Here is a 12,955-nt window from a genome sequence, read left to right on the forward strand (position 1 = left end):
TTTCTATCGTTAATATCTTTTCTTAACTTTTCGTCTTCTTAATAGTTCGCTCAACATCCAGATGATGAAACTACAAATAATGAGCACGATTCCCCATTGGATAAATGTTACAATAAAGTTGCTTAGATACGTAGTTAAAAAATGATAGAGCGACTTTGAATTGATGCCGATACGCTCGACCATTTTTGAAAGGTACACAAAAAGAGGTAACGCTAAAAGCATTAGACCAGCGCCACCCACTGCATAACTTAAATAGCGTAACGCACGATGGAAAAAACGTGTGTCGATTGCAATGATCGCAATCACTAATAATGCAGAAACTGTCATTGTAAAGAAGATCAATAAGGTCAGCGTTCTTTTATACCCCATCACTTGCTTCCCATAGGTCAAAAGATAAGGGATCTCAATATATTCACTATAGGTTTCGATGGCAGATTTTTTTAGATTATCAATCGATTGTTGTGTTTCTGCATTGATTTCATAATTGTTTTCTTTCGCATAGTCTTCGACTTTTTTCTGGATGATTTTGTCTACATCCTCTGTCCGTTCAATCAAAAAAGGAATGTCTGTATAAATGGTGCGTATATAGTGTTCAACATTCGATTGTACATAAGCTTGAGGAACAGTGTCTGCCAATACATCTGCAGGAATATTGCTTCCTCGACCTAGATCGCTGATTCTTTGATTGATCTCAGAGGTGATCGTTTCTGAATAATTGGCTTCTTCCATGGCTTTTTCCATAAACTGTTGGTTGAACAACGTTAGTCTCAATACAACTAACGTCATGCCGGCAAACAAACTCAAAGAACAAATAAAAGTAAGTAGCCAACGAGACCCTTTTTGCATGAATTTTTGCGTACTCATGATTTCCTCCTATTTATTAGGATTGATCAACGGACCTTCAACTAACTCACAGATAACAAAAAGTCGTTCATCCGTCATGCCTAAACTATCAACAGGATAGCATGTATAAAGAAGCAGTATTGGTTTATCTTTTTGACTGATCAATTCATTGATTTCCGGATCATCTTTATGACGAATCACCATTTCTTTTACTTGATAGCGGTAATTCGCATAGGTCGTCTTAGCTGTCACGATATCATTTGTTTGAATACCGCTTAGCTTACCAAACCCATCAACATTGTGCCCACCAACTAGTGACGTTCCAGTCTCACCTATGTAGACAGAACCCATATATTGTCCGGCACCTTTTCTTAATATCTCATCGGTATCTCCAAAATACAAAGGCACATTCAGATCTAAAGAATCCACCATGATGTCACCATAACGTTCGCCACCTCTAGGGTAAGCGATACTGCTAGATGCCAGTTCATTGTTCTCATCTTTAGCGACATCTTCTTCTTTTACAGCTTCAAAGCTTTGTTCTTGCGTTTCAAATGTTGGGACATCTGAAAGTAAAAACAAATTTAAAGAAGAAGTGGCAAAATGAATGACAGGTCTTCCTATGACGTACATTAGAGAATAACCAGCTGCCAAAAAAAAGACAGGGACAAAAAGCATTGCCCCTAGTCTCTTAAGCAGCTTGCGCTTTTTACGCAATCTTTGTCTTTCTTCCTACTACAACCGCACCTGCTGCGACTAATAGTAATGAAGCAATTGCCATTGCACTAGCGGTATAGCTACCACCTGTTTGTTTAATTGGAGAACTAGTACTAAAAGCTGGTGATGTTGTTCCATCAGCGTTTTTCACACCGATTTGGATATTACCACCATTCCAATTTAGTACAACTAACCCTAACGCGTCAGCAACTCTCGTTACCTCTTGTTGGATTTGCATGATGACATCCCGTGGTAAAGCACGGATCAAATCATCAAGCGTGTTGACTCCTGTCATATCTATTGTTACTGAACCTAACAGATTACGCACATTTTGAATACCTGTAACGGCAGTTTCTACTTGTGCATCCGTTAAATCATTTTGTTTCAAATGGTTTTCGGCTTGTGTAATGTAAGTATCAGGGACAGTGAATTCTTTTCCTTGAATACTTACTGGTGCTTTCAACAAGTCTAGGATCTGTTGCTCATTCGCAGAAATCGCGCCAGCGGCATCTACAGGGACAGTGAACAATAATGCAGTGAAAAATACAACTAAATATCCGACAAACTTTTTCATCCATTCGACCTCCTTTGCATTGAATTGTGAAGGCTTTCAGCCTTCGGTAAAACATTATAGAAAATAACATTATCCTTTTTATTTTCTACAATTCTTATACTATCACATAGAATTAACTGACACAATTTATATAACCTGAGTTAACTTAAGTTTTTTAACCTATCAGCCTTGTCAGTGCTAAGTCTATAGAAAAGGAGAAGCCTCTAATTCCATAACTACACTTATAATAACCTAGATTATATCCATATAATCTTTATTGTATTCAAATTTCTAAGATGAATGTCAGGTAAATTACCTGACATTTTCTATTGGTTCACCTAACACTAAACCTGGTTCTGCATTCAGTCGATAATCAGCAAGATGCCCTTTTCGCCATTCGACGGATGCAGCGGCACCGATCATTGCCGCATTGTCCCCACAAAGGCGTAATGGTGGTACGATCAGTTCCAATTCTGGTAATTCTGAGGCTAAACTTGCTTTCAAGCTTTCTCTTAGTCCTTGATTGGCAGCAACGCCACCTGCAAGGATCAATTGTTTCACCGGATAACTTTTGCAAGCACGTATCGTTTTTGTTACCAAGACTTCGACAACACTGGCTTGAAAACTTGCAGCAAGGTCTGCTCGATCCAATTCTTCCCCTCGTTGCTCCGCGTTGTGAACTAAATTGATAAATGCACTTTTTAAGCCACTGAAACTAAAATCATAATTATCTTCACGAAGCATTGCCCGAGGAAAGTGGTAGGCATCTTTACCTTGATGGGCTAATTCATCGATTTCTTTTCCACTTGGATAGCTCAATCCTAAAACACGTCCTACTTTGTCGTAGGCTTCTCCAGCGGCATCGTCTCTTGTTTCACCGATGATCTCATAAGCGCCATCTTCTTCCATATAAACTAACTCCGTGTGCCCTCCACTGACCAACAACGCCATCAATGGAAATTCATATGCTTTTTCGAAGCGGGCGGAGTAAATATGTCCTGCCATATGATTCACTGGGATCAATGGCAGATGATTTGCCCAAGCAAAAGCCTTTGCTGCTGAAATACCGATGAGTAATGCCCCTACAAGACCTGGTCCTTCTGTGACAGCAACCGCAGTAAGTTGTTCGGCAGTCACGCCTGCTTCTACCAACGCTTCTTCGAGACATAAAGTAATTTGCTCTACATGATGGCGACTGGCCACTTCAGGTACGATCCCGCCAAAGCGTTTATGGCTGTTGATTTGAGAGGCAACGATATTCGATAAGATTTCTTGTCCATCTTTCACGACCGCTACGCTTGTTTCATCACAGCTTGACTCGATTGCTAAAATCAATTCTGTTTGTTTATCATTCATGGTTTCATCACCTCTGTTTTTAGCTTTGTACACATGATGACCGCATCTTCGACCGGATCATGATAGTAGGCTTTTCGTTTACCTACTTGGCGGAATTTTTCTGATTCGTAAAGGTGTTGGGCAGCAATATTTGACTGTCGTACTTCTAAAAAAACACTATGCGCTTGGTTAGCTTTTTCTCGTTGCAGCATCTCTTGTAATAATTGTCTTGCTACACCTTTGTGTTGTTCAGCAGTCAGAACTGCAAGATTCGTCACTTCTACTTCATCAAGTACTTTGGCATATCCAATAAAGCCAATGATTTCATCTGCCTGATGAAGGACTAAATAATTGGTTTGCGGTTGTTGGATATCAGATAAAAATTGCTCTTTTGTCCAAGGTGATCCATTTAAAAAAGCATCGTCACTGACTTGCCAAAGCGCTTGAGCTAATTTTGTATCATTGAAAGCTGTTTTTTCTTCAATCACTTTATTTCACTCTTCTTTTAATAGTTTTACCATATCTAAGGCATCTTCATTCGTTTCTGTATAATACCCTTTTTTTACTTTTCTCGATTGGAAGCCTAGTTTTCTGTATAAGCGTTGGGCATTCTGATTACTGATCCGTACTTCTAATGACAGGGTCTCGCATTGATTCATCCGTGCAAATGTCTCGATCTCGTTGATTAAATAGGTGCCGACACGCTGCCGTTGGTAACTCGGACTGACCGCAATGTTCGTGAGATGGCAATCGAGTCCTAATACTCTAGATCCAACAAAGCCGAATAATTCTTCTCGATCGAATATCCCTAAATATAAAGTCATGAATGGGGAAGTCAGCTCTGAGATGAATGCACTTTTTGTCCAAGGTAATTCCCCTAAATAAACTTCCCGTTCGATACTTAATAACGCCTTGACATCCTCAACTGTCAGTTCCCGTATTTGAAATTGCTTTTCGCCTACAGTGATCGTTTTCTCTGGATAATCTGCTTTTTCTTGAAGCATGGTCCGTAGATAGGCTTTAAATTTTTTCAACATAGCTTTCTTCTCCTGGCGTATGTGTCTCCAACCATTTTTCTTCTGCTTCCACTCGTTTTAGGTAACGTGGTAAAAAGGCTTGGATATCGTTGACCGGATTACTTGAAGCCCCTAATTGCGCGACGACAACTCCACTAGGAATATCCCAAAGTGGCAAGGAGTTACGTTTAGCATCAGGTATTGATTCAGCGATTTCTGAGTTGAATTTGTGACAATCGCTACCGACAAAAGTGATCGATCCATCCATTTGTTTTAATTTTTCGGTTAATTCTACGAAAGAAATATGGGTGTCTTCTAGAACGTTTTCTAATGTTCCATGATGCCAGCGATAGGCACCAGCATAAACATTTTTTCTTCTCGCATCAAACATCGGTACAATGATTCCTTCGATTCCTACGCAATTTGCTGCAAGTACAGCAAGACTGGAAACACCAACCAATTCTTTCTTTAAAGTATATGCTAATGTCTTGGCAGTTGTGACACCGATTCTCAATCCTGTATAAGAGCCTGGACCACTTGACACAGCAATTCGATCGATTTGTTCTGGAGTGAGTTGGCAATCTGAGATCAATTGATCCAACGCTGGCATCAACGTCAGACTATGATTTTTCTTTCTATTGATTTGGATTTGACCTAACACTGTTTCGTCTTCCAATACGCCAACAGCTAAGGTTTGATTTGCTGTATCGATCCCTAATGTAATCATTTGACCGTTCCCTTCTGCTACTCTAATGTCGTTTATCATTGTAGCATACTTCGAGGTAAAAAAGGGGAGGAAAAATCAAGTTTGGCTCTCGCCGCTGTTGAAATTCCCACCCCTTTACTTAGGTTGATAATCGTCTATTTGATCGTAGCTTGTTTTGTTGATTCTCGTAAAATTAGTTCTGTCGCGATCGTGATTTTTCTTGCAACCGGTGCAGTACTATGGATTAACTGGGTCAATGTCTCAACTGCCAACTCCCCCATCCATTCGGTGTACACTTTGACTGTAGAGAGGGGTGGTGAGACATACTTTGCCACACTGATATCGTTGAAGCCAATCACTGAGATATCTTGCGGAATAGTCAATCCTGCTTCTTTGATTGCCTTCAATGCACCAATTGCTAACGCATCATTCGCAGCAAACAACGCATCCGGTAATTCCTTTTCTTGCAATAAAAAATCATGAACAGCTTGATATCCTGCCTCCACTGAAAAATCCGCTTCAATGATCGTTCCTGTGAGGTTCTTTTCTTCACTGATCAGTTTTTGAAAAATTGCCGTTCTAGGATCAGTCACCGGTGTTCGGTGTTGCTTCGTGTACTCTTTTCCGGCTAACATCACGAGTTGTTTGACTTCTTCTTGTAAGAAATGATCCATCACTAAGCGAAGACTCGACTCAAAATCAACAACTAAAGAATCGATGCCAAATCTTGTGCCATCTGAATCGACAAGTAAAAGGTTCTCTTGCGTACGTTTCAATTCTTTCAATTGCTCTTCGTCAAACTTTCCTAAAGCAATCGTTCCATCTGCAGATTGATCACTGATGGCATCCCAGGTTTCCTTGATCAGGCGAATATTCGCTTCCTCCGCTTTTTTTTCGATTCCTAAGCGTATAGAAAGATAATAAAGATCTTCTAATTCTTCTTGCGTGTCATACCATTGGATCAATTTGATCGTTTGTTTTTCAGAGGCTAGATTCTTATGATGTTTTTTATAATTCAAGTGTTCAGCTGCTTCAAAAATTTTTTGTTTCGTTTCCATTCCTACTGACAATTTCTCATCATAATTCAGCACTCTTGAGACAGTGGCAGGAGAAACTCCCGCCAACTGAGCAATATCTTTGATTGTGGCCATTCGTTTCCCCTCCTGTAAGTGACCGATGCTTATAATGTTTCAGTAAAGCGCAAGAACGCAGCTCTTCCTTGTTCGTCCCGTTTGAAGACACCGGCATCTTCTAACACTCTGGCGAAGACTTGCCCAACAGCATTTTGGATAACAACTGTCGCAGTCTCTTCAGTCAAATCAGGATTTGCTTGTTTTAGCTGTTCTGCCCATTCACGATGATAGTCCGCGACTTGGTTTTCTTCACCTAATAGATATTGCTTCACTTCTTCCAATTCTGGTTTTAAGCGTGGCGGCAACACAGCCAATCCCATAACTTCGATCAAGCCAATGTTTTCTTTTTTGATATGTTGGATATCACGATGAGGATGGAAAATCCCTTCAGGATGTTCTTCGGACACATTGTTGTCACGCAATACTAAGTCGATTTCAAAGTAATCCTCTCTGCGACGAGCAATTGGCGTGATCGTGTGATGTGGCGTACCATCTGCTGAATAGGCGATGACTGATACTGATTCATCTGAATAGTTCTGCCATTTGTTTAAGACCGCATCCGCTGCTTCTACTAATAAATCTTTATCGGGCGACTGTAACCGGATCACCGACATCGGCCATTTGACGATCCCTGCAATCACCTGCGGATACTCGCTTAGCTTGATCAATTTCTCCATCGGCGCTTTTGCCATCGGAAATTCGTGACGTCCAGCTTGATAATGGTCATGTGAAAGGATCGATCCACCAACGATCGGCAAATCAGCATTTGAACCTACGAAATAGTGTGGTAAGACTTCAGTGATTTTCAACAACCGAGCAAACGTTTCTTTTGTGATGCGCATTGGTCGATGTTCTTCTGATAAAATGATCGAGTGTTCATTGTAGTAGGCATAAGGCGAATACTGAAATCCCCAACTTTCTCCATCTAAGTTCATTCGGATGATTCGATGATTGGTTCGTGCTGGGTAATTCAATCTTCCTTTGTACCCTTCATTTTCCATACATAACATACACGATGGGTAATCGACGTGCACCGCTTTTCTTTCTGCAGCGATTTGTTTTGGATCTTTTTCAGGTTTAGATAGATTGATCGTGATTTCCAAGTCTCCGTATTCAGACGGATAAGTATACACGATATTTTTTGCGATGGCTCGTGTTTTGATATAGTCATTGTTGCGGCTCAACTGATAAAAATAATCCGTTGCTTCTTCTGGACTTTTTGAATAATGTTGAGCAAAAAAAGCATTGACAACAGAAGGTGGTGGCGTCAAGAAATCCATCAATTGTGCCTCAAACATTTCTCGGTCAGCTGTTACATCCGTCACCAAGCCATTTTCTTTTGCTTGTTCAACTAAACGATTCAATAGATCGACCGATTCTTCTTGCACTGGACGTACTTCAAAAGACTCGCCGACTTCTTCGCCAATAAGACCTAAAATACGATTTTGTAAGTAGATACGGTCCATTTCCATCCAACCGCCAGAAGCGATTGCTAGTGTGACAAAATCTGCAATTGTTTGACTAATCGTCATTTTCTTCCACCTACTTTTCATACCCGTTAGGATGGCTTTCATGCCATGCCCAAGCAGTTTTGATGATTTCTTTCACATCTGTATATTCAGGTGCCCAGCCAAGGATTGCTCTCGCTTTTTCACTTGAAGCTACTAAACGACTTGGATCACCTGCTCTTCGTGGTGCGATTTTCGCAGGAATATCACGGCCTGTGACTTCTCGTGCTGCTTCTAGCATCTCTGTGACTGAATAACCTTTGTTACTTCCCAAGTTGAAGAAGTTGCTTTCATTTCCAGCTTTTAAATATTCTAAAGCTAAAATATGCGCAGCAATCAGATCTTCCACTTGTACATAATCTCTGATACATGTTCCGTCTGGCGTATCATAATCATCCCCATAGATCGCTAATGACTCTCGTTGGCCTAAAGCTACTTGTAAAATGATCGGCACTAAATGAGTTTCAGGTGTATGATCTTCGCCGATCGACGCATCATTTTTAGCTCCTGCTACATTAAAATAGCGTAAAGCCACATAACGCATGCCATATGCTTCGTCACACCACTTCATCATTTTTTCCATCATCAACTTACTTTCGCCATAAGGATTTTTCGGATTCGTTGGTGACTCCTCTGTAATTGGCGATTCTTTTGGCTCACCGTAAGTCGCAGCTGTTGAAGAAAAGACAATCCGTTTCACATCAAACTCGTGCATTACTTCTAATAATACTTGCATGCCATAAACATTATTATTGAAGTAGACTAAGGGTTTTTCAACTGATTCACCGACTAACGAGCTCGCTGCAAAGTGCAAGACGCCTTCAATCGTTTCTTTTTGGAAAACTCCGCGTAAAAATTCTTTGTCACGAATATCGCCTTCATAAAAACGTGCATCAGTATGAACTGCTTGACGATGGCCTGTCAAAAGATTATCCACGACTGCTACATCATAGCCCTTTTCAATTAATTGATCGACGGCATGGGAACCAATATAGCCTGCTCCGCCTAATACTAAAATTGTCATGTTAAGACTCCTTTATCCATATAATTATATTCGTTATTTATTTTAACAAAAGTGATGACCAGAAAACAGGGACTTTTTTTGACAAAACCTTCTTTCATTTTATTTAGTAAATTTATAATAAAACATTTAGTAAATTTTTTCAAGAATTTATTGTAAAGGGTTTCAAATAAAAAAACGAAAGACTAGCGTTTTTCCTTGTTTTGCTTCATAATAGAAGTGTCAAATAGATAAATGAGGTGAATCATTATGAAAAAATTTGTATCAGGTATCTTAGTAGGTAGCTTGGCTACTGTAGCAGCTGTGGCTGGTTTAGTAACTTCTGTGAAGAAAACAGTCATCGACCCAATCGACGAAAAAGAAGCAATGATTGAAGAAAATCGTAAAAAAGCAATGAGAAAACGTGTATCACGATAAGAGCTAGTGATTGAAGCATTCAGCTTCAAAAACAAAAAACCCAAAATTGTTCTTCAATTTTTTGGGTTTTTTTGTTTCTACCGAGTTTTTTCTAAAACTCGCATTTTTAAGTTACGATAGAAATGGGAGCTGACAAATAGCACAGTTGTGTCTCCACTATCTCCCTCATGCTATTCAAAAAGAACGTTCTTTTTATGATTTTTCTGCTAAAATCAGTTGTGCGATACGATCAATTTGTCTAAGATTCCAAAAATCGACATGGGGTCTCGGAACGGAGGCTGTTAACCATTCTACCCCTTCAGTTGGGATGCCGATACAATACAAATTGTTTTGTACTTCTCCATGGGCATCGATCACACGTGAATTTTCTCGTTCGATTGCTACCGCACCAGAAACGAAATCGCCACTTGGATCATGCAACTGGAATGGCTGAAGGATCTGGGCATCACGTAGACTGATCAGGGCTGGATTTCTTGTTGTTCGTAAGTCATTTTTTGGTAATCGTGCCTCAATTAGATAGCTACTTGTAAGCCCTCCTGGTTCCAGGTGAAATCTCTTGTCCTTTCCTACAACAGTAAAAGGAGGTTCCACCAAATGGAAAATTCCTGCATCGATTAATGCTGCTAATTCCTGCGTTCTTCGTAAAGGCGGACCAATAGTAAAAAACGCATCAAACGTATTGAACCATTGCCACAATATTTCTTTATATTCTTTTGCAGAAAAAACTTCCCATAGCATCACTTGATGCACGATATTTCGCCAATCTTTCAATGCATCCAACGTCGCAATCAATGGACCGCTCACATTGCCTTTTAACGCTTCATTGATTTGATCTTCGATATACCTCCGACTCATTTGTTGATACGGCAACGTGTGGTCGGTCAAGTAATCCAGTAAGTCCCATGACCACAAGTGGCTTGATAATTCAGGATATTTTCGCAGCCATTCCTTTTCTGTAGCCCCAAGAAAGACTTCTTGAAATTCGCTGAGAGCAATCGACAACCCATGTTCCTCGATCACTTTTTTATAATAAAACAATTCGAGATCTTTTTTTAAGTCAGTAAAAAAATCCTCCCCAGTCAGTTTTTTAGTACGATAATACATATTTAATCGTTCTTGCGTCAGAATGACTGGTTGTGCCACTTCACCAACTTTTTTCTGGTTTCGTCCGTGGGGATAATAAGGTAAGCCTCGCCGAGAGCCGCAATAGACGACTGGCTCTTCTCCAGACGGACGATAAACTAATCGACCTTCCAATTCTTCAAAGCGACCGCCTCGTTGTTGTGTCAACAAACCGATATAATCAAAAAAGCATAGTCCTAACCCTCGAATAAATACCGACTCTTGGGCAGGGATCATCGATAAATCAACATCTGCTGGATTAGCTGGTCCTTGGTAAAATAAGTGATGCTCAGCCGCATACTTACTTAATTGGCTTTCTTCTGACGTTTGTTCATGTTCCCAATGACCCGTTGCTAAGATCAGTTGATCCACCACATAGGCTTCTTCTTTAGTTCGCAGAATGAATTGTTTCTCTTTCTTGGTGGCTTCGATGACTAATTCTTGTATATAATCGAAACGATCAGAAAATCGTTCTTGTAGACGCGCATAAAACCATTGGAGATAGACGCCAAAGAAGCGACGACTTGTTGGTTGGTTGTCTAATAAATTAGCTGCTTCACACAAAAACGCTTCTTTTTCTTTGATAGTTGTCTGACTAAGATAAGAAGGGGCAAATTCTTTCGCCCATTGATAAAGATTCACTCCGTTAGCGACCACGCCTCCAGTACTTAATGTCTCGTCCGTAAACATCGTCACTTGTGACGCCAATGAATTCATCAGTACTTCTTTTGGCTGATCGACTCGCCAAACCTTGCCACCGATCCCACTTGGATCAAATAGGAGGATCTCAATATCTTCTTGTTGTTGATTATAGAGTAAACGCTCTAACATGCTAAGTCCACGAGGTCCTGCCCCGATGATCCCAATTCTCATCTATCCACCTACCTATATGTATTTGCTTGATTGTCACGCATCTTTTCTCTTGATTCCACTCAATACACGCTACAATGATTTACTTGGCTAACTCACTAAGGAGCAACAGTTCTTCATGTTTTTCATTTTGTGACCAACTGATTTCCAAATAACATCCGTAAATCAAAAAAACGAATTTAGGAAAATACTTAGTGTTGACTACCTTTGTCATATCCTCTCATTCCATCATAGCATAATTTTTCTGCAATAAGAAAAAACAACAAGAAAAAAGAGCGAATAACCGCTCTTATTCTTGTTGCTACTAAGGTAACATAAGAAGTACAAGACTCCTCGTTAGATTTTTTTACTTTTGATTTTACCTGACCAACCATCATAGCCGCCTTTTAAGATATAGATATCTTGGTAGCCTGCTTTACGCAGTTGGTTAGCTGTACGAATACTCAAACTTTTCTTTTGATCATAAATATAAACCGGTTGGTCTTTACGAATCGAACCAAGTGAATTTTTTAGTACTGTATAAGGAATATTTCTAGCGCCTAAAATATGACCCGCATCAAAGACATCTTTTTCACGAACATCGATGACTTGTGCACGACGCATTCCTTCACGAAATTCTTCTTCTTCAAGCATTGTTGCAGAACGTTTAGCCATTACTCGTAAGTAAACTTCCCAAAATACGATAGCTAAGATGATCAGTAATAAAATGATGTTAATAATCCATAAAACCATGTCGTGCCTCCACTTTATTCAGCATATTTCAAGGCTAATGAGGCAGCACCGATAACGCCTGCTTCATTTCCTAATTCAGCTAATTTGATTTTTGTTGATTCTCTCACTTGTGGGAAGGTAAATTCTTTGAAGTATTTCTCCACACGACTGCGTAAAAATTCTCCCGCAGCTGATACGCCACCACCGATAACGATGCTTGATGGATTCAACGTGTTCCCTAAATTCCCACAAGCTAGTCCTAGATATAGACAGACACGATCGACCACCATCAAACCAAATGGATCATCTGCTTCTGCTAATTCAAAAACATCTTTACTTGTTACTTCTTCACCATTATCAAGCATTGCTTTCAATCTTGAATCGCCAGCGTATTCTTCTGCTAAATGACGGGCCACTCGAACGACACCTGTCGCACTTGAGACAGTTTCTAAACAGCCACGTTTGCCACAAGTACATTCGAATCCATTTGGATCGATCGTAATATGTCCTACTTCTCCAGCGGCTCCAGTCACACCATGAAGTAAATGACCATCCGCCACGATACCGCCACCAACACCTGTACCTAGAGTGATGAATACAACATCTGGATCATTTTCGCCTGCACCTTTCCAACGTTCGCCTAGTGCTGCGACATTGGCGTCATTATCAATGGCAAATTTGATGCCCGTTCCTTCTTCAATCATTTTTTTGACAAATTGAAGCTCGCGCCAGTTTAAATTGTACGCACCAATCACTGTTCCAGCTTCGCTGTCGACTGTTCCTGGTGTCCCCATACCGATACCGATGAAATCTTCCGCTTTCATACCGTATAAGTTCAGACGATGATTGATAGATTCAATGATTTCAGGAATAATGTGTTTGCCATCATCCAAAATATTGGTATCGATACTCCATTTCTGTTGAATTTCTCCGTCAGGTGTCAAGATCGCAAATTTTGCTGTTGTTCCACCTAAATCAATCCCAATAATTTTTTTGTCCATGA

General features: G+C 40.1%; 14 protein-coding genes. 1 reads left to right on the top strand and 13 read right to left on the bottom strand.

The features are described 5' to 3' along the window. Nucleotides 1-9: 9 nt before the first annotated feature. The 10 genes from IGI79_RS08490 to galE form a co-directional block, all read right to left on the bottom strand. Entirely contained in the window at nt 10-864 is an 855-nt protein-coding gene (locus IGI79_RS08490) for a hypothetical protein (RefSeq protein WP_010735160.1), read from the bottom strand. A 9-nt stretch (nt 865-873) separates the two neighbouring features. Beyond that, nucleotides 874-1,521, bottom strand: coding sequence for a class D sortase (locus tag IGI79_RS08495; RefSeq protein WP_023519871.1), 648 nt, complete (start codon nt 1,519-1,521; stop codon nt 874-876). 31 nt (nt 1,522-1,552) lie between these two features. After that, nucleotides 1,553-2,134 (bottom strand): hypothetical protein, encoded by a 582-nt coding sequence (locus IGI79_RS08500; RefSeq protein ID WP_104776244.1) that lies wholly within the window; start codon nt 2,132-2,134, stop codon nt 1,553-1,555. Between the two features lie 291 nt (nt 2,135-2,425). Further along, a complete protein-coding gene (gene tsaD / locus IGI79_RS08505) occupies nt 2,426-3,469 on the bottom strand; it encodes a tRNA (adenosine(37)-N6)-threonylcarbamoyltransferase complex transferase subunit TsaD (RefSeq protein WP_071867865.1) in 1,044 nt (347 codons plus the stop codon). After that, complete coding sequence (gene rimI / locus IGI79_RS08510) at nt 3,466-3,936, bottom strand: ribosomal protein S18-alanine N-acetyltransferase (protein WP_065096444.1); 471 nt, start codon at nt 3,934-3,936, stop codon at nt 3,466-3,468. Before rimI (IGI79_RS08510) ends, tsaD begins: the two co-directional genes overlap by 4 nt. Nucleotides 3,937-3,942: 6 nt before the next feature. Further along, nucleotides 3,943-4,485 carry a ribosomal protein S18-alanine N-acetyltransferase gene (rimI, locus tag IGI79_RS08515; RefSeq protein ID WP_104776243.1) on the bottom strand — a complete coding sequence of 181 codons (543 nt, stop codon included), beginning with the start codon at nt 4,483-4,485 and terminating at the stop codon, nt 3,943-3,945. Further along, complete coding sequence (tsaB, locus tag IGI79_RS08520; RefSeq protein WP_317742801.1) at nt 4,469-5,191, bottom strand: tRNA (adenosine(37)-N6)-threonylcarbamoyltransferase complex dimerization subunit type 1 TsaB; 723 nt, start codon at nt 5,189-5,191, stop codon at nt 4,469-4,471. Before tsaB ends, rimI (IGI79_RS08515) begins: the two co-directional genes overlap by 17 nt. Nucleotides 5,192-5,325: 134 nt before the next feature. Continuing rightward, nucleotides 5,326-6,321 carry a LacI family DNA-binding transcriptional regulator gene (locus tag IGI79_RS08525; RefSeq protein WP_104776241.1) on the bottom strand — a complete coding sequence of 332 codons (996 nt, stop codon included), beginning with the start codon at nt 6,319-6,321 and terminating at the stop codon, nt 5,326-5,328. 29 nt (nt 6,322-6,350) lie between these two features. Next, entirely contained in the window at nt 6,351-7,835 is a 1,485-nt protein-coding gene (gene galT, locus IGI79_RS08530) for a UDP-glucose--hexose-1-phosphate uridylyltransferase (RefSeq protein ID WP_108145767.1), read from the bottom strand. Nucleotides 7,836-7,845: 10 nt separating this feature from the next. Beyond that, nucleotides 7,846-8,835: a UDP-glucose 4-epimerase GalE gene (galE, locus tag IGI79_RS08535; RefSeq protein ID WP_065096439.1), complete on the bottom strand. Its 990-nt coding sequence runs from the start codon at nt 8,833-8,835 to the stop codon at nt 7,846-7,848. A gap of 246 nt (nt 8,836-9,081) precedes the next feature. On the opposite strand from galE, the gene IGI79_RS08540 reads away from it, so the two are divergent. Further along, complete coding sequence (locus IGI79_RS08540) at nt 9,082-9,249, top strand: DUF3042 family protein (RefSeq protein WP_010735150.1); 168 nt, start codon at nt 9,082-9,084, stop codon at nt 9,247-9,249. Nucleotides 9,250-9,441: 192 nt separating this feature from the next. Here IGI79_RS08540 and IGI79_RS08545 read toward each other — a convergent pair whose 3' ends face one another. The 3 genes from IGI79_RS08545 to IGI79_RS08555 all read right to left on the bottom strand — a co-directional run bounded on the left by IGI79_RS08545 (nt 9,442) and on the right by IGI79_RS08555 (nt 12,953). Beyond that, entirely contained in the window at nt 9,442-11,244 is a 1,803-nt protein-coding gene (locus tag IGI79_RS08545) for an FAD/NAD(P)-binding protein (protein ID WP_108145765.1), read from the bottom strand. A gap of 333 nt (nt 11,245-11,577) precedes the next feature. Next, nucleotides 11,578-11,973, bottom strand: coding sequence for a rhodanese-like domain-containing protein (locus IGI79_RS08550; protein WP_010735146.1), 396 nt, complete (start codon nt 11,971-11,973; stop codon nt 11,578-11,580). Between the two features lie 14 nt (nt 11,974-11,987). After that, a complete protein-coding gene (locus IGI79_RS08555; RefSeq protein WP_019723942.1) occupies nt 11,988-12,953 on the bottom strand; it encodes an ROK family glucokinase in 966 nt (321 codons plus the stop codon). Nucleotides 12,954-12,955: the final 2 nt, after the last annotated feature.

It is taken from the genome of Enterococcus sp. AZ084, from assembly GCF_051714905.1.
Taxonomy (GTDB): domain Bacteria; phylum Bacillota; class Bacilli; order Lactobacillales; family Enterococcaceae; genus Enterococcus_B; species Enterococcus_B pernyi.

What these genes read in the sequence shown, in the direction of transcription:
- galE (WP_065096439.1), bottom strand. Translation starts at nt 8,835, where the DNA reads ATGACAATTTTAGTATTAGGCGGAGCAGGCTATATTGGTTCCCATGCC.
- IGI79_RS08495 (WP_023519871.1), bottom strand. Translation starts at nt 1,521, where the DNA reads ATGCTTTTTGTCCCTGTCTTTTTTTTGGCAGCTGGTTATTCTCTAATG.
- IGI79_RS08500 (WP_104776244.1), bottom strand. Translation starts at nt 2,134, where the DNA reads ATGAAAAAGTTTGTCGGATATTTAGTTGTATTTTTCACTGCATTATTG.
- IGI79_RS08540 (WP_010735150.1), top strand. Translation starts at nt 9,082, where the DNA reads ATGAAAAAATTTGTATCAGGTATCTTAGTAGGTAGCTTGGCTACTGTA.
- IGI79_RS08545 (WP_108145765.1), bottom strand. Translation starts at nt 11,244, where the DNA reads ATGAGAATTGGGATCATCGGGGCAGGACCTCGTGGACTTAGCATGTTA.
- rimI (WP_104776243.1), bottom strand. Translation starts at nt 4,485, where the DNA reads ATGTTGAAAAAATTTAAAGCCTATCTACGGACCATGCTTCAAGAAAAA.
- IGI79_RS08555 (WP_019723942.1), bottom strand. Translation starts at nt 12,953, where the DNA reads ATGGACAAAAAAATTATTGGGATTGATTTAGGTGGAACAACAGCAAAA.
- tsaD (WP_071867865.1), bottom strand. Translation starts at nt 3,469, where the DNA reads ATGAATGATAAACAAACAGAATTGATTTTAGCAATCGAGTCAAGCTGT.
- IGI79_RS08490 (WP_010735160.1), bottom strand. Translation starts at nt 864, where the DNA reads ATGAGTACGCAAAAATTCATGCAAAAAGGGTCTCGTTGGCTACTTACT.
- IGI79_RS08525 (WP_104776241.1), bottom strand. Translation starts at nt 6,321, where the DNA reads ATGGCCACAATCAAAGATATTGCTCAGTTGGCGGGAGTTTCTCCTGCC.
- tsaB (WP_317742801.1), bottom strand. Translation starts at nt 5,191, where the DNA reads ATGATTACATTAGGGATCGATACAGCAAATCAAACCTTAGCTGTTGGC.
- IGI79_RS08550 (WP_010735146.1), bottom strand. Translation starts at nt 11,973, where the DNA reads ATGGTTTTATGGATTATTAACATCATTTTATTACTGATCATCTTAGCT.
- galT (WP_108145767.1), bottom strand. Translation starts at nt 7,835, where the DNA reads ATGACGATTAGTCAAACAATTGCAGATTTTGTCACACTAGCAATCGCT.